Source organism: Sulfuriferula thiophila, assembly GCF_003864975.1.
GTDB lineage: Bacteria > Pseudomonadota > Gammaproteobacteria > Burkholderiales > Sulfuriferulaceae > Sulfuriferula > Sulfuriferula thiophila.
This window is the reverse complement of record NZ_BHGL01000006.1, coordinates 211,132-237,092: the sequence shown is the minus strand read 5'-3', so window position 1 is coordinate 237,092 and position 25,961 is coordinate 211,132. Positions and strand designations below refer to the sequence as shown.

General features: G+C 52.9%; 27 protein-coding genes. 17 read left to right on the top strand and 10 right to left on the bottom strand.

The features are described 5' to 3' along the window. Positions 1–5 precede the first annotated feature (5 nt). The 3 genes from EJE49_RS03600 to miaA form a co-directional block, all read right to left on the bottom strand. A complete protein-coding gene (locus EJE49_RS03600; protein ID WP_189941655.1) occupies positions 6–578 on the bottom strand; it encodes a TetR/AcrR family transcriptional regulator in 573 nt (190 codons plus the stop codon). A gap of 34 nt (positions 579–612) precedes the next feature. Further along, positions 613–1,623 (bottom strand): NAD-dependent epimerase/dehydratase family protein, encoded by a 1,011-nt coding sequence (locus EJE49_RS03595; protein WP_124949026.1) that lies wholly within the window; start codon positions 1,621–1,623, stop codon positions 613–615. A 145-nt stretch (positions 1,624–1,768) separates the two neighbouring features. Next, complete coding sequence (miaA, locus tag EJE49_RS03590) at positions 1,769–2,725, bottom strand: tRNA (adenosine(37)-N6)-dimethylallyltransferase MiaA (protein WP_124949025.1); 957 nt, start codon at positions 2,723–2,725, stop codon at positions 1,769–1,771. A 121-nt stretch (positions 2,726–2,846) separates the two neighbouring features. On the opposite strand from miaA, the gene EJE49_RS03585 reads away from it, so the two are divergent. The 5 genes from EJE49_RS03585 (at position 2,847) to pnp (ending at position 8,871) form a co-directional block, all read left to right on the top strand. Continuing rightward, complete coding sequence (locus EJE49_RS03585; protein WP_124949024.1) at positions 2,847–3,221, top strand: tetratricopeptide repeat protein; 375 nt, start codon at positions 2,847–2,849, stop codon at positions 3,219–3,221. A gap of 8 nt (positions 3,222–3,229) precedes the next feature. Next, the gene (gene purT / locus EJE49_RS03580) at positions 3,230–4,429 is read left to right on the top strand and encodes a formate-dependent phosphoribosylglycinamide formyltransferase (protein ID WP_124949023.1); all 1,200 of its coding nucleotides are present in this window, start codon (positions 3,230–3,232) and stop codon (positions 4,427–4,429) included. Between the two features lie 524 nt (positions 4,430–4,953). Continuing rightward, complete coding sequence (xseA, locus tag EJE49_RS03575) at positions 4,954–6,303, top strand: exodeoxyribonuclease VII large subunit (protein ID WP_124949022.1); 1,350 nt, start codon at positions 4,954–4,956, stop codon at positions 6,301–6,303. Positions 6,304–6,393: 90 nt separating this feature from the next. After that, entirely contained in the window at positions 6,394–6,663 is a 270-nt protein-coding gene (gene rpsO / locus EJE49_RS03570) for a 30S ribosomal protein S15 (RefSeq protein ID WP_124949021.1), read from the top strand. Between the two features lie 87 nt (positions 6,664–6,750). Beyond that, positions 6,751–8,871 carry a polyribonucleotide nucleotidyltransferase gene (gene pnp, locus EJE49_RS03565; RefSeq protein WP_189941653.1) on the top strand — a complete coding sequence of 707 codons (2,121 nt, stop codon included), beginning with the start codon at positions 6,751–6,753 and terminating at the stop codon, positions 8,869–8,871. A gap of 99 nt (positions 8,872–8,970) precedes the next feature. Here the strand turns inward: pnp and EJE49_RS03560 are convergent, their stop codons facing one another. Beyond that, complete coding sequence (locus EJE49_RS03560) at positions 8,971–9,402, bottom strand: hypothetical protein (RefSeq protein WP_124949019.1); 432 nt, start codon at positions 9,400–9,402, stop codon at positions 8,971–8,973. A gap of 22 nt (positions 9,403–9,424) precedes the next feature. After that, on the bottom strand, positions 9,425–9,844 hold the full coding sequence (gene dksA, locus EJE49_RS03555; protein WP_124949018.1) for an RNA polymerase-binding protein DksA: 420 nt from the start codon (positions 9,842–9,844) through the stop codon (positions 9,425–9,427). A gap of 90 nt (positions 9,845–9,934) precedes the next feature. Between dksA and EJE49_RS03550 the strand changes: the two genes are divergently transcribed. After that, on the top strand, positions 9,935–10,696 hold the full coding sequence (locus EJE49_RS03550) for an HAD family hydrolase (RefSeq protein ID WP_124949017.1): 762 nt from the start codon (positions 9,935–9,937) through the stop codon (positions 10,694–10,696). A 36-nt stretch (positions 10,697–10,732) separates the two neighbouring features. On the opposite strand, the gene EJE49_RS03545 is transcribed toward EJE49_RS03550, so the two are convergent. After that, the gene (locus EJE49_RS03545) at positions 10,733–11,026 is read right to left on the bottom strand and encodes an encapsulin-associated ferritin-like protein (protein ID WP_124949016.1); all 294 of its coding nucleotides are present in this window, start codon (positions 11,024–11,026) and stop codon (positions 10,733–10,735) included. Between the two features lie 86 nt (positions 11,027–11,112). Here EJE49_RS03545 and msrB point away from each other — a divergent pair, with 86 nt between their 5' ends. From msrB to EJE49_RS03530, 3 genes are all read left to right on the top strand, one after another. Further along, complete coding sequence (gene msrB / locus EJE49_RS03540; protein WP_124949015.1) at positions 11,113–11,511, top strand: peptide-methionine (R)-S-oxide reductase MsrB; 399 nt, start codon at positions 11,113–11,115, stop codon at positions 11,509–11,511. Positions 11,512–11,519: 8 nt separating this feature from the next. After that, positions 11,520–12,218, top strand: a complete 699-nt coding sequence (locus tag EJE49_RS03535; protein ID WP_124949261.1) for a ferredoxin--NADP reductase — start codon at positions 11,520–11,522, stop codon at positions 12,216–12,218. Positions 12,219–12,283: 65 nt separating this feature from the next. Further along, positions 12,284–13,237, top strand: a complete 954-nt coding sequence (locus tag EJE49_RS03530) for an MBL fold metallo-hydrolase (RefSeq protein ID WP_124949014.1) — start codon at positions 12,284–12,286, stop codon at positions 13,235–13,237. On the opposite strand, the gene EJE49_RS03525 is transcribed toward EJE49_RS03530, so the two are convergent. Further along, positions 13,227–13,550, bottom strand: coding sequence for a DUF3301 domain-containing protein (locus EJE49_RS03525; RefSeq protein WP_124949013.1), 324 nt, complete (start codon positions 13,548–13,550; stop codon positions 13,227–13,229). The two genes, EJE49_RS03530 and EJE49_RS03525, sit on opposite strands and share 11 nt — an antisense overlap. A gap of 3 nt (positions 13,551–13,553) precedes the next feature. Beyond that, complete coding sequence (locus tag EJE49_RS03520; RefSeq protein ID WP_124949012.1) at positions 13,554–14,900, bottom strand: DEAD/DEAH box helicase; 1,347 nt, start codon at positions 14,898–14,900, stop codon at positions 13,554–13,556. 218 nt (positions 14,901–15,118) lie between these two features. Here EJE49_RS03520 and EJE49_RS03515 point away from each other — a divergent pair, with 218 nt between their 5' ends. From EJE49_RS03515 to trxC, 7 genes are all read left to right on the top strand, one after another. Further along, positions 15,119–16,510, top strand: a complete 1,392-nt coding sequence (locus tag EJE49_RS03515) for a TolC family protein (RefSeq protein ID WP_124949011.1) — start codon at positions 15,119–15,121, stop codon at positions 16,508–16,510. 13 nt (positions 16,511–16,523) lie between these two features. Then, positions 16,524–17,615 carry an efflux RND transporter periplasmic adaptor subunit gene (locus tag EJE49_RS03510; RefSeq protein WP_223246730.1) on the top strand — a complete coding sequence of 364 codons (1,092 nt, stop codon included), beginning with the start codon at positions 16,524–16,526 and terminating at the stop codon, positions 17,613–17,615. Next, positions 17,608–20,889 carry an efflux RND transporter permease subunit gene (locus tag EJE49_RS03505; RefSeq protein WP_124949010.1) on the top strand — a complete coding sequence of 1,094 codons (3,282 nt, stop codon included), beginning with the start codon at positions 17,608–17,610 and terminating at the stop codon, positions 20,887–20,889. Before EJE49_RS03510 ends, EJE49_RS03505 begins: the two co-directional genes overlap by 8 nt. A gap of 20 nt (positions 20,890–20,909) precedes the next feature. Continuing rightward, positions 20,910–21,128 (top strand): YgaP family membrane protein, encoded by a 219-nt coding sequence (locus tag EJE49_RS03500; RefSeq protein ID WP_124949009.1) that lies wholly within the window; start codon positions 20,910–20,912, stop codon positions 21,126–21,128. Between the two features lie 9 nt (positions 21,129–21,137). After that, positions 21,138–21,548 (top strand): rhodanese-like domain-containing protein, encoded by a 411-nt coding sequence (locus EJE49_RS03495; protein ID WP_124949008.1) that lies wholly within the window; start codon positions 21,138–21,140, stop codon positions 21,546–21,548. Beyond that, positions 21,548–21,802 carry a glutaredoxin 3 gene (gene grxC, locus EJE49_RS03490; protein WP_124949007.1) on the top strand — a complete coding sequence of 85 codons (255 nt, stop codon included), beginning with the start codon at positions 21,548–21,550 and terminating at the stop codon, positions 21,800–21,802. The genes EJE49_RS03495 and grxC overlap by 1 nt, the downstream gene beginning before the upstream one ends. An 81-nt stretch (positions 21,803–21,883) precedes the next feature. Further along, entirely contained in the window at positions 21,884–22,315 is a 432-nt protein-coding gene (trxC, locus tag EJE49_RS03485; protein ID WP_442267845.1) for a thioredoxin TrxC, read from the top strand. A gap of 10 nt (positions 22,316–22,325) precedes the next feature. Here trxC and recN read toward each other — a convergent pair whose 3' ends face one another. Both recN and EJE49_RS03475 read right to left on the bottom strand, forming a co-directional pair. Beyond that, entirely contained in the window at positions 22,326–23,993 is a 1,668-nt protein-coding gene (recN, locus tag EJE49_RS03480; protein ID WP_124949006.1) for a DNA repair protein RecN, read from the bottom strand. Then, a complete protein-coding gene (locus EJE49_RS03475; RefSeq protein WP_124949005.1) occupies positions 23,993–24,865 on the bottom strand; it encodes an NAD kinase in 873 nt (290 codons plus the stop codon). The genes recN and EJE49_RS03475 overlap by 1 nt, the downstream gene beginning before the upstream one ends. Before the next feature lie 75 nt (positions 24,866–24,940). Between EJE49_RS03475 and hrcA the strand changes: the two genes are divergently transcribed. Beyond that, the gene (hrcA, locus tag EJE49_RS03470; protein WP_124949004.1) at positions 24,941–25,957 is read left to right on the top strand and encodes a heat-inducible transcriptional repressor HrcA; all 1,017 of its coding nucleotides are present in this window, start codon (positions 24,941–24,943) and stop codon (positions 25,955–25,957) included. The last annotated feature ends 4 nt before the right edge of the window (positions 25,958–25,961 follow it).

Here is a 25,961-nt window from a genome sequence, read left to right as displayed (position 1 = left end):
CCGAACTAGAGCTGGCTGATCCAGTTATCCAGCTGCTGGATCTCACGCTGCAACAACGCCGTGTCCTGATAAACATGCGCGATCACCGCTATCCCCTGAGCTCGCCCAAGTAAATGCAGCGCCAACTCATCTGCATCAGCAACCCGCCCCAACTCGGTAAAACGCGCACGCAGCCAGTCGCGAAACAGCTCAAACAGTTCACGCGCCGCCAGCTGCAAGTCGCGCCGATCTTTACCCAGCTCTGTGTTCAATGTACCTATCGGGCAGCCATATTCGACCAGCTCACGCTGACGACCGGTAATCATGCTGACGAAGGCCAGCAAGCTTGACTTTGGGTCGGCGTGCTGACTATCCCATTGACTCAGCAAGGCACTAAAATCACTCAGATGTTGCGTGATGACGGCTTTAAGGATGTCGTCTTTGGTTTTGAAGTAATGATAGATATTCCCACGATACAAACCAGTGGCATCGACGATATCTGAAAACGAAGTCGCTTCATATCCGCGCTGATAAAAGAGTTGCTTGGCACAGCTAATAATATCTGCGCGCGTTTTTTCACCTTTACTGCCCAGACTCACTGAGTGCTCCCGATCAAGATCCAATGTAAGCATTCTATACCAGCGGCTTGGCCATAGACATTGGCTTACGCTGCCGCACTCGCATTTCCTCCATCTGCGCACGCACCGCTTCGCGCCAGCCATGCACGGGTATGTAGCCAAGTATATGTTCAGCCTTGGCATTATCGGCATGTACCTCTTCAAGCAGATGAACAATACTGCGCGTAATTAATGGCTCCCAGGGCACAATTCGATCCAGCATTTCCATCAGCCAGGCGAAGGTATAGGCAATGGCAAATGGCACGCCAAAATGCGGCAAAGGCAGGTGATATTCGTCATGCAACAAGGTAATCACCTGGCGCACTGTGGGCACCTCCGGCCCGACGATATTAAAACTATCATAATCAGCCAAGCCGTCAGCCGTTGCCGCCAGCGCAAATGCCAGACCTATATCGCGCCCGTCTATGACAGGCAAGCTGGTCCTGCCACCCGCAACCCAAGGCACCAGATGCGTCTTTAAGCGAGGAACCAGTATAGGCAATACGCCCAAAGCATAACGCCTGCCGGCGAATATCCCCAAACGCAGATTTATCCCTTGAAACACCGGGCTGGCATACTCGCGCAATGTGTTTTCAATAGCAATGACATTATTCAGGTGTGGCCAATATGCCCGTGGAATACCCCAGTTCATGGCATCAGCCGATTGCCCGGGGGAGGCTGCACTGGTAGTGCTAATATTTACAAAACGACTGACCCCTGCCCGCCTGGCACTGTCTATCAATGCCAAAGTAGGCTGCAGATACAGCGCTGTGGATTCATCACCATGCCCCCATAAGGAAGTCCAGGCTGCAGCATGGCACAGCACATCAACACCTACCACGACCGTCTCTCGATAACGTTCATCGCGCAGATCGCCTTCGCGCACCTCGCCAGCATACTGCTCCGGCAGCTTGCGCCTGTCACGACAGGCGGCTATCACCCGTACATCGCTACGTTGCTGCAACGCCTCCACGATATGGCTGCCCACAAACCCATTTGCGCCGGTTACCAGTATTGTTTTCATCATGACCCCCCATAAAATTAGACAAACGTCCAATTATATTGAGATGACCATCCAAAAAAGTCAAATCAAATTTCACCTATACAGTCGAAAAAAAGAGCCGCATAAAAGCGGCTCTTTTTTACTAAGATACTTTCCAGCGCTCCAGGCACTAGCTCAGGAAATCATCCACCCGATTCCCCAGCAACGACTCGAGCCTCGCATTCAGACAATCCAGCACCACTGCATCTGCCATACTACGTAGCCAGGTCAGCTGGCGCTTGGCTAGTTGCCGAGTAGCAAAGATCCCTCGATCCCGCATTTCGTCGTAACCATATTCCCCAACCTGATATGACCACGCCTGACGGTAGCCTACGCAGCGCATGGAGGGCAGTTCAGGGTTGAGGTCATAACGTTCACGTAAGCCGGTTAACTCTTCAAGCAATCCCATGCCAAGCATGACATCGAAGCGCTGCGCGATACGATCATGCAGCACCTGCCGGTCCGAGGGCATCAGCGCCAGGGACAGCACGCGAAAAGGCAATGCAGCCTCACGGCCTTGCGCCCACGCTTCCGACATCGGCTTGCCAGTTAAACGCACGACTTCCAGCGCACGCTGGATGCGCTGGCTGTCGGTTGGCTGTAACCGTGCCGCGGTTACAGGGTCAAGCAGTGCCAGATCATCATGCAAGGCAGCCCAGCCACGTTCAGCAGCATCCCGCTCAAGTTCAGCGCGCAGACCGGCATCAGCTTGCGGCAAGTCGGATAAGCCTTCACGTAAGGCCTTGAAGTACAGCATGGTGCCACCTACCAGTAACGGCACACGCCCTCGCGCGGTAATATCCGCCATCAATGGCAATACATCGGCACGAAACTGCGCCGCTGAGTACACTTCAGTAGGTGCAATCAAATCAATCAGATGATGGGGCGCAACGGCCAGTGTGGCCGCATCCGGTTTAGCTGTGCCAATATCCATCTCACGGTAGACCAATGCCGAGTCGACACTGATGATTTCCAGCGGAAATTTTTGCGATAACGTAACCGCCGCAGCGGTTTTGCCTGATGCCGTCGGCCCCATCAAAAAAATTGCAGATGGAAGCGAAACTTCAGCGTTAATAGATTCAACCATGATTCTCATTAAATTCAATTAGTTAATTAGCATTATACCACACCGCTGGTGCGGTTTAGCCTTGTCTATCGACCTTGTTTTGATTACACTTCATGACTCTTATAGCCCAATACCCACCATCATGGATATACTCGAACTAGCCGGATACGCTCCGCTAAAGAAGCTTACGGAGTCCGCCCAGGCGGGTGATGTCAATGCGCAATACAACCTTGGCGTACTGTATTTTGAAGGCAAAGATGTGCCTCAGGATTATATCGAAGCCGCCAAATGGTATGGCGCTGCCGCTGACCAGGGTGACAAGCAGGCCCAATTCAATCTTGGCCTGATGTTTTATCGCGGCATCGGCTTACCACAGAATTACGAATATGCTTACCAGCTCTTCGAACTCGCGGCGAATCAGGGCGACGAACGCGCTGAACAGGGCATGTCTGCCATATTGACCGAAGCCCCAACCGACGTTGCCGCCAGAATCAAATCTTCCCACACACTCAACTGAACATAATCATGCAAATTGGAACCCCTCTCTCCTCCGCCGCCATTCGCGTCATGCTGTTAGGTAGCGGTGAACTAGGTAAAGAAGTCATCATCGAATTGCAACGCATGGGGGTGGAAGTCATCGCCGTTGATCGTTACGAAAACGCGCCCGGCCATCAGGTTGCCCACCGCGCTCATGTCATCGACATGACTGATCGCGCTGCTTTGCGTGCACTGGTAGAACTGGAACGCCCGCATTTCATCGTGCCCGAAATCGAGGCAATTGCCACTGATGAATTACAGGCTATCGAACAAGCCGGCTTGAGCCAGGTCATCCCAACTGCGCGTGCGACCCAGCTCACCATGAACCGCGAGGGCATCCGCCGTCTGGCTGCTGAAACGCTAGGTTTGCCTACCTCGCCGTATCGTTTTGCTGACAGTCTGGATGCGTTACGCGATGCCATCGACACGCAGATTGGTTTCCCATGCATCGTTAAGCCGGTGATGTCTTCTTCCGGCAAGGGGCAGTCGTTCCTGAAATGTGCAGACGATGTGGCACCGGCCTGGGACTATGCTGCCAGTGGTGGCCGTGTTGACCAGGGGCTGGTGATCGTGGAAGGTGTCATCGACTTTGATTATGAAATCACCCTGCTCACGGTACGCGCCATCGGCGCATCCGGGCAGGTAGAAACCAGTTTTTGCGACCCGATCGGCCATATTCAGGTCAAAGGTGACTATGTGGAATCCTGGCAACCCCAGACTATGTCTGCACCCGCTCTGGCGCTGGCTCAGGATATTGCCCGTCGCGTGACAGAAAATCTGGGGGGGCGCGGTTTATTTGGTGTAGAACTGTTCGTCAAGGGCGATCAAGTATGGTTCTCCGAAGTTTCCCCACGTCCACATGACACCGGCATGGTAACGATGTGCAGCCAATACCAGAGCGAGTTTGAATTGCATGCCCGCGCTATCCTTGGATTACCGGTAGACACCCGTTTACGTGAACCGGGTGCATCCGCCGTCATCTACGGTGGCGTTGATACCGATGCCGTCCAGTTTAATGGTGTTGCCGATGCCTTGAGCGTGCCACGCAGCAGCATTCGCCTGTTTGGCAAGCCGGCCGCCTTTGTTCGTCGTCGCATGGGTGTTGCACTGGCATGCGCAGAAAATACGGACGAAGCACGTAAACGCGCTAAACTTGCAGCGCAGAAGGTCACCGTCAGTAAGGCTTAACCCATTAGCGGATAAGGTCTTTTACATGTTACCCACATATTCTGTGGATAACTTTGTGGGTAACATGTTCACCAATACGCTAACTCACCTGCTGGTAAGGATTTTTAGCGATGGCTCATTTTTTGACAAGCTATTAAATTAATTAAAAACAACGAGTTAAAAATATAACTTTATGTCAAGCCTAGTTTTATTGTAAGCGATTATTTTTTACCGGCTGTGGAAAATCCTTGACACCTCCCTTTAAAAAATAGTGGAATCAAGCTGTTTTACGCTAACTCTACTGCTGATAAGGCTTTTTCTCAGTTACCCACATATTCTGTGGATAACTTTGTGGATAAAATGTTTATCAAGTGGCTAAGTCTCAGACAGGCAAGGCTTTTTACCCGTCGCTCATTTTTTACCATGCAAATATTTTATTTATAATCAATAACTTAAAAAACTCCAGCGCCGTCAAGTACTATTAAGCAAATTCAAATTAAATATCGAAAACTGTGGAAAAACCTTGACAAACCCAACCCGATCCGATGAATTTCACTCCTACCCCTAATATACTCGCTGTCAGCGCCTTTAACCGCCTGGTGCAACAAACACTGGCAAGCACTATCCCGCTCACCTGGATTGCCGGCGAGATATCCAATCTGACGCGAGCAGCCTCTGGACACTGGTATTTTTCGCTAAAAGACGCAACGGCACAGGTACGCTGCGTCATGTTCCGCGGCCGTAACCAATATATAGACTGGCTACCGGAAAACGGCATGCAAGTTGAAGTACGTGCTACACCGGGATTGTATGAGCCGCGCGGCGAGTTTCAATTACAAGTCGACACCCTGCGCCGCGCCGGACTAGGCGTATTATTTGAAGCATTTGAACGACTCAAACGCCAGCTTGAAGAAGAAGGCCTGTTTGCCGCATCCCGCAAGCGTGCCATACCGGCCATGCCGCGCCGGATTGGCATTATCACCTCCCCCCAGGCCGCGGCATTGCGCGATGTGCTCACCACTCTAAAGCGCAAAATGCCCAGCCTGCCGGTTATCCTCTACCCCTGCCAGGTGCAGGGCGCGCCTGCCGCCGCACAAATTGTTGCTGCATTAAATACGGCATATCAACGCGCGGAATGTGACGTACTGATCATATGCCGTGGTGGCGGCAGTATCGAAGACTTATGGTCATTCAATGAAGAAAGCGTTGCCCGCGCTGTTGCCGCCAGCCCCGTCCCCATCATCAGTGGCGTAGGACACGAAACCGACTTCACCATCACCGATTTTGTAGCTGATCTGCGCGCCCCCACACCGACTGCAGCAGCCGTACTTGCCAGCCCGGACCGCAATCAATTAATACAATCACTGGATCTGCTTCAGGCGCGCCTGGCACGCCAATTACGTCACCGGCTATTTCAACAGCAGCAGCAACTGACCCACCTTGGGCAACGCCTGATTCACCCCGGCAAAAAACTAGGTGCCCAGCAGGCGCAACTCAGTCACCTCAGCAGCCGTATGCGCCATGCATATCGAACCGCCAGCCAGCAACGTAACTGGCGACAAAGCCAGCTTGCACAGCGACTCAGGCAACAGCTCCCCAGCACAACCCCTCATACCAAAGCACTGGCGCAACAGCAAAGCCGTCTGCAACTGGCTATGCACCATCTGTTAGCACAGCAACTGACTGCACTGGGGAACCTGGACAGCCATCTGAAACACCTCAGCCCCACCGCTGTACTGAACCGCGGATATAGCCTGGTGCGTAACGAATACGGCGAAATCATCCGCAATACAACTCAAATCAGCGTGAATGAGAAACTCAGCATCTATTTTGCTGATGACAGTGCTGATGTACAGGTCAGAAAACTCAACGCATCCAATCGTTTGAAAAAATGACATTTTCTGGGTATAATGCACTGCTTACGAACGAAGCGCCTCATTCAGCCGAAGCACTTCGCGATTTTTAATCTCACCAGGAGAACTATCATGGCTGTTACTACAGAACAAAAAGCGCAACTCGTTACAGAATACCAACACGCTGCAGGCGATACCGGCTCATCCGAAGTTCAGGTTGCACTGCTGACCGCACGCATCAATGGTTTGACCGATCACTTTAAAGCTAACTCAAAAGATCACCACTCACGTCGTGGTTTGTTAAAAATGGTTAGCCGTCGTCGTAAATTGCTCGACTACTTAAAGCGCACCAACAATGACAGCTACCGCAATCTGCTTGCCAAACTTGGTCTGCGTAAATAATCACCAGGCGATAACAGTCGTCTGAACACATACCGCCCCGCCTATTTGTAACGCGGGGCGGTTTTGTTTGAACTCTAAAGGATAACAATGAAGATTACCAAATCGTTCCAATTCGGGCGCCACACCGTTACCCTGGAAACTGGCGAAATCGCACGCCAGGCAGGCGGCGCAGTATTAGTCAGCATGGATGACACCGTCGTTTTAGTCACCGTGGTCGGTAAGAAAGAAGTTAAAGCAGGTCAGGACTTCTTCCCGCTGACCGTTGATTATCAGGAAAAAACCTATGCAGCCGGTAAAATACCAGGCGGCTTCTTCAAACGCGAAGGCAAGCCTTCAGAAAAAGAAACACTCACTTCCCGCTTAATTGACCGCCCGCTGCGTCCATTATTCCCGGAAGCGTTTTACAACGAAGTTCAAATCATCGCGACTGTATTATCAAGCAACCCTGAAGTTGACTCCGACATTCCGGCTCTGATTGGCGCATCTGCTGCTCTGGCTGTTTCCGGCATTCCTTTCGCTGGCCCTATCGGTGCTGCGCGCGTAGGTTTAATCAACAACGAATATGTACTTAACCCATTAGCCAGCGAACTGCCGAATTCCGCCATGGATCTGGTTGTTGCCGGTACAGCACAAGCGGTATTGATGGTTGAGTCCGAAGCTAAAGAATTGCCAGAAGACATCATGCTGGGTGCCGTAGTGTACGGTCATCAGCAAATGCAGGCGGCTATTAACGCCATCAACGAACTGGCTGACGAAGTCAACCCTGAACCATGGAACTGGGTTGCGCCTGCAGCCAACGTTGAACTGATTGCAAAAGTAACCGAAGCGGCTGAAGCCGGTTTGATCCAGGCTTACAACATCCGCCAGAAAGGTGCGCGTTCACAGGAAATCGATGCCATACGCAGTCGCGTGATGGAGCAACTGGTCACCGCAGACATGGGCACATTGGCTGTTAATGAGATCAACGACATTTTCCATAACCTGGAAGCTAAAATCGTACGTGGTCAGATTCTGAATGGCGAGCCACGTATTGATGGCCGCGACACCCGCACCGTTCGCCCTATCAGCATTCGCACTGGCGTATTGCCGCGCACTCACGGCTCTGCTCTGTTCACCCGTGGCGAAACCCAGGCTATGGTTATCGCCACGCTGGGCACAGGCCGCGACGAACAGAAAATCGATGCGTTGCAAGGCGAGTACAGCGACCGCTTCATGCTGCATTACAACATGCCTCCGTATGCTACCGGTGAAACCGGTCGTGTGGGCACACCTAAGCGCCGCGAAATCGGCCATGGCCGTCTGGCTAAACGCGCACTGGCAGCCATGTTGCCTAGCCGTGAAGACTTTGGCTACACCATGCGCGTCGTTTCCGAAATCACCGAATCCAACGGCTCATCGTCTATGGCTTCCGTCTGTGGCGGTTGCTTGGCATTGATGGATGCTGGCGTTCCGATGAAAGCCCACGTAGCTGGTATCGCTATGGGCCTGATCAAGGAAGAAAACCGCTTTGCCGTGTTGACCGACATCCTTGGTGATGAAGATCACCTCGGCGACATGGACTTCAAGGTAGCCGGTACTGAAGCTGGTATCACCGCGCTGCAAATGGACATCAAGATCACCGGCATCACCAAGGAGATCATGAAGGCTGCACTGGATCAAGCTAAAGAAGGTCGTATGCACATTCTTGGCCTGATGAAGAGCGCAGTGGATTCACCGCGTGTGGAAATGTCTGCATACGCACCACGCATCATCACCATGAAGATCAATCCTGAGAAAATCCGTGACGTGATCGGTAAAGGCGGTGCTGTTATCCGCGCACTCACCGAAGAAACCGGCACTCAGATCGACATTGGCGAAGATGGTACAGTCAAGATTGCCTGCACCAGCGAAGAGTCCGGTGAAATTGCGAAAAAACGCATCGCAGAAATCACCGCTGAAGTTGAAGTCGGCAAAGCTTACGAAGGCACCGTTATCAAACTGCTGGACTTTGGCGCGATCGTTACCGTATTGCCAGGTAAAGACGGTTTGCTGCATATCTCGCAAATTGCCCATGAACGTGTCAATGCAGTAGCTGATTACCTCAAGGAAGGTCAGCCAGTCACTGTTAAAGTGCTGGAAGCTGATGAAAAAGGTCGTCTGCGTCTGTCCATGAAAGCGCTGATTGAGCCACCGAAGAAAGAAGAAGAAACACCGGCCGCAGCAGAATAACGCAACGGCAACCCAACAAAAAAGCAGCCATTGGCTGCTTTTTTGTTATCTATCCTGATGCTACTGCAAGAACCAAACTACATACTTAAAACAGTATAGCTATTCGGCTACTTTCTCTCCCAGGAAACTTTCCCACCAGCGCTTACGATTGTTCGGTACGATCTTGGGCTGGAGATCAGCCGGCGGAACCTGACTCATAACCCAACCCGGCAATACACGTTCTTTACTGGAGCCGCATGACACGCCTAGATTATGCGGATCATAAATCACGATAAATTGTGGTGTTTGAAGATCATCGGCGTAAACAATACCGCAGTAAGTCTCTTCATGCTCCTTACGCAGCAATGCATCGATTTTCTGCACAAAGTCGCTCACTTGCTGGGAAGTGGAAGGTGAACCCGGCACATCTTGCCCTACCGCATAAAGATACCATCTAGCACCTGTATCAACACGCGGCCAGAAAGCTGTCAGTTGATCCCATGACAACAAGCTAAATAACAAACCATCCAGCTTGGCTTCAAATTCGCTCATATCGCCTCACAAAAGTGATTGATTAACGTGCAACCTGACGCTCACGGAACTCGTCCAGGGTTTTGCAATCTATGCAAAGGGTAGCAGTAGGACGTGCTTCCAGACGCTTCAAACCGATTTCGATGCCACACGCTTCGCAGTAACCATATTCGTCATGGTCAATTTTGGCCACGGTTTCATCAATCTTCTTGATCAGTTTACGCTCGCGATCACGGTTGCGTAATTCCAGCGCCATATCAGATTCTTGACTGGCACGATCGTTAGGATCAGCGAATAAGGTAGCATCTTCTTGCATGGCATGTATGGTGCCATCAATATCTTGCGACAACTCTGCTTTCCAAGCCTCCAGGATTTTGCGAAAATGGGCAAGTTGCACCGCATTCATATACTCTTCATCTGGTTTTGGGGTATAGGGTGTGAATTTAGTAAAATCTGTGGCCATAATGTTTTAAGTCGCTTCCGTTTGTACTAAAAAAGGCAAACTACTTTAATATCAGAAATCAGCTCGAAGAGCAACTAAGGATGAACATAAATGCAATTACAAGCTCTCATATTTGACGTGGACGGCACACTTGCCGATACCGAGCGCGACGGCCATCGCGTCGCTTTTAATGCCGCCTTTCGCGAATATGGACTGGACTGGGAATGGGATGTCGCACTTTATGGTCAATTACTCGCTGTCACCGGCGGTAAGGAACGCATGAAGTATTACGTGGAGTCATTTCGCCCGGACTACACGCCCCCAGCCGATTTCAATGACATGGTCGTCGCTTTGCACCGCGCCAAAACACGTCACTATACCGACATGCTGCAGCAAGGTGGCATTCCATTGCGCCCGGGTGTTAGACGCCTGATACAGGAAGCGCGTGATGCCGGGCTGCGCCTGGCTATCGCAACCACAACCACGCCGGAAAACGTCACCGCCCTGCTCAAATACAGCTTGGCCAGCGATGCGGAAAACTGGTTTGAAGTCATTGCCGCAGGCGACATCGTGCCGGCCAAAAAACCTGCTCCCGATATCTACACTTGGGCATTGGAACAACTGCAACTGCCAGCAGAGGCATGCTTCGCCTTTGAAGATTCGGAAAACGGCATTCGTTCGAGTGTCGGCGCAGGTTTAAAAACTCTGGTCACCATTAACGACTATACCCTTGACCATGATTTCAGCGGTGCTGCTGCCGTAGTCAGCGACATGGGTGAAACTGACGCCGCACCGCAAGTGCTCAGCGGCAGCTTACATGGTGAGCCCTACGTCAACCTTGCCGCCGTACGCGCCTGGCATGCAGCAAAATAACCCGGCAGAATGAGACAAACCGGGCAGCACGGCTAACTAATCATGCTGCCCGGCAATTTTGCCGGTTTTAAATAAATTGTCGCGCAACTCATGATCCAACACCGGATCACGTCGCCGTATCCACTCCAGCACCATTGCTGCATGCTCTTTTTCCTCGTCACGATTATGCGCGAGGATTTCTTTGAGTTCAGGATCTGTACAGGCATCAACACGCTGGTTATACCAGTCAACTGCCTCCAGCTCTTCCATCAGTGAAGTAATCGCTCTGTGCATGTCTTGCGTCGCGTCACTTAATTTTTCAATTGACTCGTGATAGCCTTCGTTTGCCATATCAATTCACCTTATAATGACCATAGTACCTGCAGCACACACTAGGCCACGACACCCCATTTGTCAATTCGAGCGGAGATAGTCCCATGTCACAAAAGCCAATTCCTGATGACGAACAGCTTCGCCAGCGCATGTCACCCGAGCAATACCACATTTGTCGGGAACATGGCACAGAACGGGCATTCACCGGCAAATACTGGGATCTTAAAGCCCCCGGCACCTATCACTGTGCAGTATGCGGCGAAGCCTTGTTTGATGCCGAACACAAATACGACTCTGGTAGCGGCTGGCCAAGTTATTGGCAGCCGATCAAACCAGACGCCCTTGAAGAACGCACTGACCACAGCCTGATGATGGCGCGCACCGAAGTACTTTGCAAACGCTGCCACAGCCATTTAGGGCATGTTTTTAATGACGGACCACCCCCAACTGGGTTACGCTATTGCATTAACTCTGCTTCACTTGAATTTGAACCTCAACCTTGAATAACCGCATGCACACCGCCACAATCACATCGATACAGCAAGCCTCGCCCAGCGTTAAAATTTTTCAACTGGATTATGGTCAGCAGCCATTTCATTACCTGGCCGGGCAATGGATAGACTTATACGCCACGATTAATGGCAAAACCGAGGTGGGCGGCTACTCCATGACCTCATCTCCACACCAGTCTGGCAGCCATATCGAACTGGCAGTCAAATCCAGCACACGTCACCCGGTCACACGCTGGCTGCATGAAAGCGCACAAATCGGTGACACAGTACAAATCTCCGATGGCCAAGGCGTGTTTGTGTACCAGCCAGAAATGAGCCATCGCGTAGTATTGGTGGGTGCCGGCGTCGGCGTCACGCCACTTATCAGCATTTTCCGCTACATAGCCGCATCCGTTCCACAAACAGATGTCACACTGGTTTACAGCATCCCCAGTGCAGATGAATATTTATTCCAGGCCGACATTGAAACGCTGAGCCAGCAACCGAATTGCCATCACCTCATTACGCTTACCCAGCCTGATAGCAACTGGCAAGGTCGCAGCGGACGCATAGACGCACAGCTGTTGCGCGAAGCCGGCATGAGTGACGATACGCTGTATTACCTGTGCGGCCCGCAAGGCATGGTAGAAGATGCGAGCGCAGTGCTCACCAGCATTGGCGTTCCAGAAAGTCGTATCATTTACGAGAAGTGGTGGTAAAACATACCATCCTCAACCGCGCCGATTGGGCGTACCATTACCAACCTCACACGATCTGAGCCGATATGAAATTATCCAGCAAACTCAAATATGCACTGATAGGCGTGCTCGCATTACCGCTACTCGCCTTAGCTGACAATTACCCGGTGCGTGATTATCCCGCGCAAAAAATCGCTGCCCACACCTATGTAATTCACGGCCCGCTGGGCCAGCCGTCGCTGCAAAATCAGGGGTTCATGAACAATCCGGGATTCATCATTACCAAAGATGGGGTCGTGGTCATTGATCCGGGTGCCAGCCTGGAAACCGGGCGTATGGTTCTGCGACAAATAGCCAAACGCACCGCGTTACCGGTGACTTACGTCTTTGATACCCACATCCATGGCGATCACTGGCTCGGCAACCAAGCCATTATCGAAGCCTACCCCGATGCCAAGTTGCTTGCCCATCCAGATATGATACGCAAGGCCCAACAAGGCGGCGCCGAAGAGTGGGTTGCATTAGTCAACACGCTGACGGACAACTACACCGCGTCCACGCAAGCGGTCATTCCCACCATACCGGTGGTAGACGATCAAATCATCCAGACCGGCGGCATGCATTTTCATGTCTACGCACCTGAAAACGCGCACAGCAAAACAGACATCATGATAGAGGTCGTGGAAGATTCCGTGCTGTTTACCGGCGATAATGTACTCAACAACTACATTAACCGGATGGATGATGCGACGTTCAAAGGCAGCATAGCCGCATGTGACCGGGCTATCGGCCTGCATGACAAGCGCTATGTGCCAGGGCATGGACAGACCGGAAACGCCGCGATGGTCAAACGTTACCGCGAATATCTGGCAACGTTATACGCCGCAGTAAAAGAACAATACGATGCGGGAAAAAGCGATTACGAGATGAAAGATGCGGTCGCTGCGAAATTACGGAAATTCAGCAACTTGCCCGGATTCACCGAACAATTGGGCAAACATATCAGCCTGGCTGTGCTGGAAATCGAAGCTAATCAATAGTGGTCGGCGTTACAGCCCACACATTGCCCAGATTTACCGTTTCCACCAAACTGTTATGCAATACCACGACACCGCCTCGACGATTGTCGCCGGTGTCACTGAATTCAAACCGGTAGATGCGCCTGAAACCCACCCGCGCATCATCGTCGCGAGCCAGACGAATCCTGTCCAGCGCTACCGTATCATCCAGCAACTGCACGTTACCTGAATGCGCGGCGCGCTTGGCTGCGGCAACAGCAATATCGTGGCATTTCATGCTATCCAGCCAGAACCAGCCCAATGCCAGAGCGATGGCCAGTATGCCCCACTCCATTGCTCAGTTACGCGGTGCCGGCGGCAGGAACAGCGCAGCAACCTGCTTGCGCTGACCCGGCTCCTTGTTACGTGTAATCAACGGCGAATCCGGTACCTCAATATCAACACGCTCACGCCGCGGTGGCTCTGCATCTGCAGCTAACGGCCGCGGCGGACGCTCAGTCCTTGGGCGCGGCGCACGCGCCGGCTCTGGCATGGCACCAAGAGCAGGCTCGAAACCGGGCACTATCTCAGCCGGAATCTTCATATTGAGCAATTTTTCGATATCGGCCAGATAACGCAATTCATCTTCCGACACCAACGACAATGCCTCGCCTGAAGCCCCGGCACGACCCGTACGACCAATACGGTGGACATAATCTTCCGCAGCATGCGGCAGATCGTAATTCACCACAAACGGCAGTTGATCAATATCGATACCACGCGCGGCGACGTCGGTCGCAACCAGCACCTGAATCGCACCCTGCTTGAATTGATCCAGCGCATCAACCCGCGCCTGCTGGGTTTTATCGCCATGTATCGCATTCGCCGGAATGCCGTCGCGATTCAAATGCTGCGCCAACCGGTTAGCACCGAGCTTGGTACCGCAAAACACCAGCACCTGGCGTAACTGACGGGAACGGATCAAATGCGTCAGTAACGCATGCTTGCGTTCCTTGTGAACAGGATGGGCCACTTGCTTGACGGTTTCCGCCACGGCATTGCGCCGTGCAACTTCAATTAACTGCGGATTATTCATGATGCTGTCAGCCAGCTTCTTGATCTCGCCGGAAAACGTTGCAGAGAACATCAGATTTTGTCGGCCAACCGGCAGCAACTCGATAATACGGCGCAGATCCGGCATGAATCCCATGTCCAGCATGCGATCAGCTTCATCCAGTATCAACATCTGCACTTGTGACAAGTTAATGGTTTTATTCTGCACATGGTCCAGCAAGCGACCCGGCGTAGCCACAAGAATATCAATTCCGCCGCGAAGGATATCAATTTGCGCATTCATGTTCACGCCACCGTACACAACGGTAGTGCGTAATGGCAGATACTTGCCGTACTTGTGCACACTTTCTTCCACTTGCATCGCAAGTTCACGCGTAGGTATCAAAATCAGGGCGCGAATCGGATGGCGTGCCGGGGACGGGCTATTGGTCGCAAAAGGCGCGAGACGACTTAACATTGGCAACGTGAAACCGGCAGTTTTACCTGTACCAGTCTGCGCACCAGCCATCACATCGCATCCGGTCAGCACGACCGGAATCACCTGCGCCTGCACCGGCGTAGGCTCGGTATAACCACACTCCTCAACCGCGCGAAGTATCTCAGGTACTAGACCGAGATCTGAAAAAGCCATGCGTTACTCCTGAATCAATCGAATAATCAATCATTTTACAGCATCCTGCCAATTACCGTACGACACGTTTACATTTAAATAGCATGCCACCATTGCCATAAATGCACCTATTCGAATATAATTAAATTCTAATATATTTCCACACCAGCACATTAATAATGATGCTGGTAGTATTGAATGCGTCGTTTGAACCCATAAATTACAGGTGAAGCCACAGGATGAAAACACACATCACAATTCGCCATAAATTCGCACTCAGTGCGCTAACGCTCTCTATCAGCCTCAGCTGGACTCACACCGCTTTTGCCGAAACCCTAAGTTTCGCACAGTGTGTTAACACAGCATTAAAGCAAAATTTCGACCTGAGTGTCAGCCGCGCCCAAATCGATCAGGCTGAAGCCGGATTAAATCAGGCACAGGGCAACCGTATGCCCAAGCTGACCGTATCGCTGAATGCCATGGGTTCCAACGATGCGCTGAATGCTTTCGGCATGAAATTGTCCCAGCGCAACGCCACGTTTAACGATTTTGGTTTGAGCCAATATACAGGCGTCGGTAACGTTGTACCTGACGCGCTGAATAACCCTGGCTTTACCACCAACTTTAATACCCGCTTCGAAGTGCAAGTGCCAATTTATACCGGCGGCATGATCAGCAGCGGCATCCAGCAAGCCCAGGCCTACATCAAGGCTGCCCGCAATGGCGATGAAGCTGCACGGCAGCGGGTAATTTTCCAAGTATTACAAGCCTATCAAGGCGTACATACCGCCCGTGCCTATTTGAATGTTGCCAAACAAGGTGAAGCGGCAGCCAGCTCACAGGTCAAGATGATGGAAAGCCTGGTGAAAGGCGGCGTCATTGTAAAAAGCGATCTGCTCTCTGCAAAAGTCCATTTACAGGATGTGCGCGTACAACGCGCGCAGGCAGAAAATGCTGTCGCCAGCGCACTGGATCAATTGCACCTGTTACTTGGCATTCCGCTAACCCAACCATTGGATGTCGGTGCATCCATCACGGTAAAACCAACGACCGCGACTACTGAACAATTACGCCAGACCGCCATTGCCAACAATCCGGGCATTAATGCGCTGCGCCAGCAAGTCGAGGCGAGCCAGGCCAGTGTCGGCGTAGCCAAAGCCGCTTACAAACCGCAAGTGGGATTAATGCTGCGCCAGGAATGGAATGATCCGAAGCTGGGCTTTAGCGCCAACTCCTATACTGTCGGCGGCTCGGTCTCCTGGGCTGCATTTGATGGCGGCGTGACCTCGGCGATTGTTGCCCGCGCACGGGCAGCACAAGATGAAACCGCAGCCAAACTCGCTCAGGCCGAAGCCGGCATTGCCTATCAGGTAGAAGATGCGCGACGCAAGGCAGACGAAGCGGAACAGCGCCTGGCAGCCCGCCAGTTAGCCAGTGAACAAGCCGAAGAAGCGGCCACGCTAGTCAATAAACGCTATACCAATGGCGTAGCCACCATTACCGAACAACTTGGCGCGCAAGCGCAACTCGATAAAGCGCGCGCCGATGTCGTCGCCGCAGAATACGACCTCGCCATACAGCGCGCCAGCCTCAAGCTCGCATTAGGCCAGCTCGAATTTGACCAATTATAATCAGGAGTCGACTGTGAACCACCTACTTGCCAAACCTATTGTCATTGCCGTTGCCGCCACGCTGCTATTAGCCGGATGCGGTGAAAAATCTGCCGAACACACGGCAACCGCAAGCGCAAATACCGTTAAAGCCGACATTACTATCGTCAACCCGGCCAGCATGGCCATCATCGCCACCTCCCCCGGTAACGTTGTCGCTGAACAGCAAGCACAGATCGCCTCCCGCCTGATGGGATTTATCCGCGAAATCAATGTCGATGTCGGCCAGAAAGTCGTTGCCGGTCAACGCCTGTTCTCGGTCGATCCCACTGACATACAGGGCCAGGTCAGCCAGGCCAGCGCAGGTTTGGCGCAGGCGCAAGCCGCATTAGCGGATGCCAAAAACGACTACGACCGTTTTGGCGCCTTATACAAAGAGGAAGCTATCCCCAAAGCACAGTGGGATAAAATCCGCTTGCAATACCAGATCGCGCAGCAACAGACTGCCGCCGCCAGGGCAGGTCTGGGCACAGCTAACTCGCAAATGCGTTACGCCACGCTGACAGCACCTTTTGCTGGCGTCATCACCCAGAAAATGGCGAATGTCGGCGACCTTGCGGCCCCGGGCCGCCCTGTACTGGCAATGGAAAATCCGAACAAACTGCAAGTGCAAACCCAGGTATCCGCTGAAGTCTATGCGCATTTGCAACCTGGATCACAGGCCAGCCTGACCACCGATGGCCAAGCAGCCACCCTCATCGGCAAGGTGGCGCAACTGGTACCCGCAGCGGACCCCATGAGCCGGACTTATCTGGTAAAAATTGATTTGCCTGCCAGCCACACCCTCAAGAGCGGTATGTTTGTGCAAGTAGGCTTTGCTGTCGGCGAACGCTCCGGATTACGTGTTCCCGCCAGCGCAGTGCTGGATCGCGCCGGCATCACCGGCGTGTTTGTGGTCGACCAGCAAGGCATTGCCCACTACCGCATGGTACGCGTCGGCGACACCAGTAACGGCATGGTTGCGATTCAATCCGGCTTAACGGCCGGCGAACGCGTGGTTAGTTCCGCAACGGACAAACTGCAATCCGGCGACAAGATCATTACCACAGGGGCAGGCAATGTCTGAACATCAGCCCACTGACCTTAATATCGCAGGTAAAGTCGCCCGCGTATTCCTGGAATCCAAGATCACTGCCATGATCATGCTGGCGATCAGCCTGGCCGGCATCATGGCGCTGTTCGTTACCGCACGCGAATACAATCCGCAGATCGTAGTGCCCGCAGCCAACATCATCGTCGCCAAACCCGGCGCATCAGCTACCGAAATACAGAATCTGGTGGTCAAGCCGCTGGAAGCAATCATGAATGCACAATCCGGCGTCAAGCATACCTTTGGTTATGCTGCCGCTGATTTTGGCGTAGTCACCGTACAGTTTGATGTCGGCCAGGACCAGGAACGCAGTCTGGTTAAGCTGTACAACCAGTTGATGCAGAATCTGGATCGCCTGCCACCCGGCACCATGCAGCCACTGATCAAGCCGATCAATGTCGATGACGTGCCCATCATCACCCTTACCCTCAGTGCAAACACGCTGGACGATAACCAGCTCCGCCACATTTCCACACGCGTACTGGAGCAATTGCGCAATGTACCGGGCGTATCGTTTACCCAGGTATCTGGCGGTGCGCAGCGCGCAGTGAATGTCTGGATCGACCCGGCCAAGCTCTCGGCAGCCGGACTCAGCCTGGATCAGGTAGATAAAATGCTGCAGGGTGCAAATGTATCGCTACCCATAGGCACACTGGTCAATAACAACCGTAACCAGCCTTTGCGCCTGTCCGGTTTCATCGGCGACTTGCGTGAAGTGGGCAAAATCATCATCGGAGCGCCGAATGGCAAACCGGTATATTTGAAAGATGTCGCCAGCATTGAGGATGGCGCCGCAGAAACAAACGAAGTCAGCCGCTTTGCCTTTGGACCTGCCGCAGCACAACAGGCCTACCGCGGTGAAGCCCCTGCTGTCACTATCGCCATCGCCAAGAAAGCCGGCACCAATGCCGTTGTCGTGGCGAATGCTGTGCTAAAAAAACTCGACAGCCTCAAGCGCAATGCCATTCCTGAAGGCGTAACCGTCAGCGTTACCCGTGACGACGGCGCCAAAGCCGACGATGCGGTCAACACCCTGATGGAACATCTGGGTATCGCAATCGGCTCGGTGGTGGTAATTCTGGTGTTTTTCCTCGGCTGGCGCGAAGCGGCAATTGTTACGCTTACTGTACCGCTGATTCTATTCGTGGTGCTGACTGTCGGCCTGATCGCGGGTCAAACCATCAACCGCATCACCCTGTTCGCACTGATCCTGTCACTGGGTCTGCTGGTGGATGCAGCGATCGTGGTAGTGGAAAACATCCATCGTCACATGCACCACGGCGGCGGCAAGAATTTCAAGGAAGCCCTGATCGTTGCCACCAACGAAATCGGTAACCCTACTAACGTCGCCACCATTGCCGTCATCCTCGCATTCATCCCGATGGCATTTGTCACCGGCATGATGGGGCCGTTCATGCAGCCTATCCCGTTTAACGTGCCGGTGGCGATGATAGCCTCCCTGTTCATCGCCTACATGGTGGTGCCGTGGGCAGCGAATCGCTGGCTGGCCGGCAAAGCGGCCAAAACGTTAGCTGAAACCCCTTCACTGGAGGAGCAATCAGCTAATCCCCAAGACCCGCTGCATCGTGCCTATGTGGCCGTCATCACCCCGCTGATCCAGCACAGCGGCAAACGTAACCTGTTATTCATCGTGGTGCTGGGGCTACTGATCGCCGCCATGGTTCAGCCTGCATGGCAGTTCATCCGTCCGTCCGGCATTAATGGCCCGTTATCAGCCATGGGTGTTGAACTGAAAATGCTGCCGAATGACAACACCAACACGTTCCTGCTGCAAGTGGATACACCGGCAGGCACAACGCTGGCGGAAACAGACCGTGTTGCCCGCGCAGTAGGCGATGTGCTGGCCAAAACCGCATTTGTTACTGACTACCAGACCTTTCTGGGCATGACTGCGCCGGTGGACTTTGCTGCTCTGGTGCGTGGCGACATGCTTAAGCGCGGCGACAATATTGCACAACTGCGCATTAACCTGACCAACAAGCATCATCGCTCCACTTCGTCCCATCAGATTGTGCAGGATCTCGATGTGGCGCTGAATCCGGTACGTCAGGCATTCCCGCAGGCCAAGATCAAGCTCTATGAAACCCCGCCAGGCCCGCCGGTGCAATCGCAGATTCTGGCTGAGCTGTACGGTCCGGACTACGACAAGTTGCGCAGCGCAGCAGCCGATGTTGATCGCGATTTCGCCAAAGTTTACGGCATCATCAATGCCGATGATTCAGTAACTGCGACTGTGGACAGTTTCAACATCAAAGTAGACAGCGAAAAAGCCGCACTGTCGGGTGTCGCCGTTGGTCAGGTCGCGAAACTGCTGCATGACTATGTCTCCGGCTTCAACATCGGCACAGTACACGTTGATGACAGCCGCGAACCGCTCAACCTGACCGTACGCCTGCCGCGCAGCCAGCGCCAGACACCGGAACAGATCCTGTCTATCCGCATCACCAACATGATGGGGCAGCAAGTGCCGCTGTCCTCAATCGCTACGGTGGAGCGCGCGACACAGGACAAACCCATCTATGATCGCGATCAGCATCCTGTGGTTATGGTTGGCGGCGAATTGCTGAAATCCAGCCCGGTTTATGCCGTACTTGCTCTGGACAAAATGCTGGATGGCAAGATGCTGAGCAATGGCGTCACCTTCAAAACCGGCAATCTTGGATTTACGGAAGCGCAACCGGATGATGTGGTCGGCTACCATCTGCTGTGGGGCGGTGAAATGCGCCTCACCCTCGATGTGTTCCGCGATCTGGGCTCTGCGTTCATCGTCGCGCTGGTATTCATTTACCTGATGCTGGTTGGCTATTACAAATCCTTCATGATGCCACTGATCGTGATGGGCGCCATCCCGCTGACGCTTGTGGGTGTATTCCCCGGCCACTGGATTACCCAGCAAGCGTTTACCGCGACATCGATGATAGGCGTGATTGCATTAGCCGGCGTAGTAGTGCGTAACTCACTGCTGCTGATTGATTTCATTATCGACTATCGCAAACAAGGCTATGGTCTCGAGCAAGCGGTGATTGAGGCCGGTGCAGTGCGATTCCGTCCGATTATGCTCACCGCACTGGCGATCATCCTTGGCTCTGCTATCATGATCACCGACCCGGTGTTCGGAGGCTTGGCCGTGTCCCTGATTTTTGGTACATTCGCTTCAACTGTACTCACATTAGTCGTCATTCCCCTTATGTATTATCTGTGGGAACGCCGCCTGGAAAAAACCGTCTAATTTTTTAATAAGGAAACATCATGACTGTAGAACGTATCGTCCGTATCGTTGCTGGCCTTTTCATCATGCTATCATTGGCATTGTCCCACTTTGCCGGTACAGCAGACTTAAGCAGCCCTAGCTGGCTCTGGTTCACTGCTTTTGTTGGCTTTAATCTGTTCCAGAGCGGCATCACCCGATTCTGCCCCATGGACATCATGTTGAAAAAAGCCGGCGTACAATCCGGTTGTGGTTTATAGGAGTTTATTTTGGAATTTGTACAACATAACATCTGGCTGATCGTATTAGCCGCTTTTTCAGGCTTCATGCTGATTTTCCCTAATTTACGGGGCAAGATCAGCGGCACGGAAGAGGTAGACACAACGGGCGCGGTTCAGCTCATCAATCACGATAATGCGATAGTGCTTGATGTGCGCGAAGCCAATGAATTCAGCAGCGGCCACATTGCCGATGCCAAACACATCCCTGTAGGGCAGTTAGCTAACAACCTGAAACCCCTGGAAAAATACAAAGACCAGGCTATCGTTGTCAACTGTCGCTCCGGCGCACGCTCTGCCAGCGCATGCAGCATATTGCGCAAGAACGGCTTTACTAAAGTTTATAATTTGAAAGGCGGTATCCTGGCTTGGCAACAAGCGAACTTACCGACGGTGAAATAATGCCTGTAGTAACCATGTACTGCACCGCTGTTTGCCCTTATTGCGTCATGGCCGAGCGCTTGCTGCTTGGCAAAGGTGTTGAAGTTACCAAAATCCGGGTTGATCTGGAATCTGGTCGGCGCGAAGAAATGATGACGCGCACTGGCCGCCGTACCGTGCCGCAAATCTACATTGGCGATACACATGTTGGCGGTTTTGATGATTTGTCCGCACTGGATCGTGCGGGTGGATTGGATCCATTGCTGGCAGGTTAATATCAGTTTCTCTTGTAAAAACGAAAACATCCCATATCTATAGGTATCGGGATGTTTTTTTATTTTGATCGTACGGAGATAATGAATATGGAACTCGTTTGCCCAAATTGCTTTGCCATCAACCGCATTCCCGAGCAACGCCTGAACGAACAACCCAAATGCGGTAAATGTTCGCAGCCCATGCACCAGGGATTACCGGTAGACCTGAACACCTCGAATTTCGACCGCTTCATCAGTCGTAACGAGTTACCTGTATTGGTGGATTTCTGGGCAAGCTGGTGCGGGCCGTGCAAAATGATGGCACCTACATTCAAGCAAGTCGGTGCAGAACTTGCCCCCAAAGTACGCTTTGCCAAAGTGGAAACCGAAGCAGAACAGACGCTGGCGGCACGCTATCAAATCCGCAGCATCCCCACCCTGATACTGTTCAAAAACGGCAAGGAACACGCCAGAATGTCAGGCGCGCTGGATGCTAATGGTATGAAACAATGGCTAAGATCACAGGGAGTTTAAACCGCGCTGACTAACGCGCTGCACGTCCCATGCCCAGCATCTCATGGGCATGCTGACGAGTGGTATCGGTAATTGTCACCCCACCCAGCATGCGGGCGATCTCATCCACCCGCTCAGCCTCGTCCAGCGGCGTGATCCTGCTTACTACGCCGCCATCACGGCTGGCTTTGCTCACTTGCAGATGATGTTCACCTACAGCCGCCACTTGCGGCAGATGGGTGATGCAGAGAATCTGGCGGCTGGCGGCCAGGTCTTTGAGCAGATGCCCGACAATTTCAGCCACGCCGCCGCCGATGCCCACATCCACCTCATCAAAAATCAGGGTCGGCACGCCCGCAACCTGACTCACGGCGGTTTGTAACGCCAGACTGATGCGCGACAATTCACCGCCGGAAGCCACCTTGGCCAACGGTTTAGGTACAGCGCCAGCATGCGGCGCTACCAGAAATTCGACGAGTTCCAGCCCGTGCGCGCTGCCATCAGCCTGCGGAACCAGCGCGATATTGAATTGACCGCCGGACAATGCCAGTTGCTGCATGCTGGTACTGATAATTTTTTCCAGCCTGGCCGCAGTCTGGCTACGACCGGCACTCAACTGTTGCGCCAGGGCCAGCCATTTTGCGCGTGCGGCCAGCGTATCCGCTTCCAGCTTACCGAAATCGGCACACTGTTCCAGCTCATGCAAACGTTGCTGCGCAGTCTCCAGGACCTCTGGCAACTGCTCTACCTTGATACGATATTTGCGTGCCATATCCAGCACTTGTTCAATACGCTGCTCGACTTCCAGCAGACGCGCCGGATCAGACTCCAGATGATCTGCATAACGTCGCAGTTCATGACTGGCTTCCTGTAACTGCACAGCAGCAGACTCAATCAAATCATGGGTCGCTTGCAGTTCGCTGTCGTAATCAACCAGTGTAGTCAGCTTGGCGGTAACGGCATGAATCAGCTCCAGCGCAGTTGCTTCGCCTTCCGACAATGCGTTCAGGGCAAAAGCCACGCCATCACCCAGATTCACCGCATTCGCCAGACGGCCATGCTCATGTTGCAAGGCTTCCCAGGCATCCGTATCAAACTGCAATGCAGAAAGCTCCTGGACTTTCCACTGCAACTGCTCGCGCTCAATCTCCACCGCGCTGCTATCAGCGCGCAAAGCAAGCAACTGTTCATCCAGCTTGCGCCACTGCCGGTAATGCTGGGAAACTTGTTGCGCAAGATCACTCATGCCACCATAACCATCCAGCAATTCACGTTGCGTCGCCGCTTTCAGTAAGGACTGATGCGCGTGTTGGCCATGAATATCCACCAGAAACTCGCCCGCCTCGCGCAACTGCTGCGCACTCACTGCACGGCCATTGATAAAGCAACGCGAGCGCCCTGCATTATCGATCACGCGACGCAGCAAACAGTTGCCGTCATCATCCAGTTCGTTTTCGGCTAACCACGCCTGTAATACCGGCAAGTCTGCCACATCAAAATCCGCGCTGATCTCCGCACGGGCAGTACCCGCCCTGACCACGCCGGCATCACCGCGCTCACCCAGCGCCAGCGCCAGCGCATCGACCAGAATGGACTTACCTGCCCCGGTCTCCCCCGTCAGCACCGTAAAACCGGATTCAAATACCAAATCCAGCGTATCAACAATGACAAAGTCTCGCAGGTTGATCTGGCGTAGCATTACAGTTTTTTCCCCCAATACAGCTTCTCGCGCAAGGTGCGATAATAGCTATAATCTTTCGGATGTAATAAGCGAATCGCTTTGGGTGCACGGGTAATATGCACAATGTCACCAATCTGGATATCGCAATGGCGTTGCCCGTCAAAATGCACCCGGGCATCATCTGCATAAACCAGGTGCAACTCAACGACCGAGTGACTGTTCACCACAATAGGCCGCGCTGCCAGCGTATGTGCACAAATTGGCACCATCACAAACGCCTCCAGTGTCGGATGCAGAATCGGGCCACCCGCAGATAAGGCATACGCAGTGGAACCGGTAGGAGTCGCAATCACCAGACCATCAGAACGCTGGCTATAAACAAACTCGCCGTCTATGACCGCTTCGAATTCAATCAGACGACCGGTGGAACCTTTACTCACCACCACATCATTAAATGCGCACGCAGAGAAAATAGTTTGTTGCTGTCGCAGGATGGTCGTATACAGCAGCAGACGTTTTTCCGCAACGAACTCCCCGTCCAGAATCGCCGCCAGATCCTCCAGCATGGTTTCGGCGGGCACATCTGTCAGAAACCCTAAGCGCCCCTGATTAATGCCAACCAGTGGAATATCGTGACCGACCAGCATACGGGCAATTGACAGCATCGTACCGTCACCGCCCAGCACCACTGCCAGATCGGCTCGTTCACCGATTTCTGTCATTTCCGCAGTGGGATGTTTGACTATCCCGAGCTGATCGGCTGTATTATGTGCGATGAGCACTTCATAACCGCGTTCACGCAAAAAATCAGCCAGTTGCGGCAGCGTTGCGCTCATTTCAGGGCTATCGTATTTGCCAACGAGGGCAATGGTTTTAAATGTTTGGGACATAGTTTCAGATTATAGCGATGACATGCTGTGCTGGATATACCGCATTACCATGTAATTTTTTGTACAATAGCAACCATGTTAACTGAACGCGCACAAATACTACTAAAAACCTTGGTCGAACGCTATATTGCCGATGGGCAACCCGTTGGTTCGCGTACGCTATCGCAGTACTCAACGCTGGATTTGAGCTCGGCCTCGATCCGCAATGTCATGGCTGATCTGGAAGCAATGGGACTGGTCACCAGCCCGCACACTTCAGCCGGACGTATTCCCACGGTGCAAGGTTATCGCGTCTTTGTTGATAGCCTGATGACGATCAAGCCACTGGACAGTATCGAAATCAATCATCTGGAAGCACAACTGCACACCGATGACCCGCAACGTGTCGTCGCCCACGCCTCGCAACTGCTGTCGCAACTCACCCAGTTTGCCGGCGTAGTGATGATACCCAAGCGCCGCAATGCGGCCTTCCGTCAACTGGAATTCATGCGCCTGGCGGAAAAACGCGTGCTGCTGATCATCGTTACCACTGATGGCGAAGTGCAGAACCGCGTACTTACCACCGACCGCAATTACACATCAGCCGAGCTGACCCAGGCAGCGCAACTGCTTAACCAGCATTATGCCGGCACCACCTTCGACAGCGTACGCCAGCGCATGCAGGCCGAACTCAAATCGCTGCATCAGGACATTAACGGCTTGATGAATATGGCACTCACCGCCAGCAGTGAAGCACTGACGCAAAACAACGAAGGTTTGGTATTGTCCGGTGAGCGCAACTTGCTTAAGGTGGACGCCTTTTCCAACATGGAACGCTTACGCCGGCTGTTTGATATGTTTGAACAGAAAACTTCGCTGATGCAATTGCTGGACTTGAGCCAGCAAGCCGAAGGTGTGCAAATCTTTATTGGCAGCGAGTCTGAAGTTTCCCCGCTCGATGAATGCAGTGTCGTGACCGCCCCCTACCAGGTCAACGGCGAAATCGTCGGCACTCTGGGCGTGGTCGGCCCCACCCGCATGGCTTATGAACGCGTAGTCCCTATCGTCGACATCACAGCCAAATTACTTTCCAACGCACTTTCTTTTCATTGAGCCA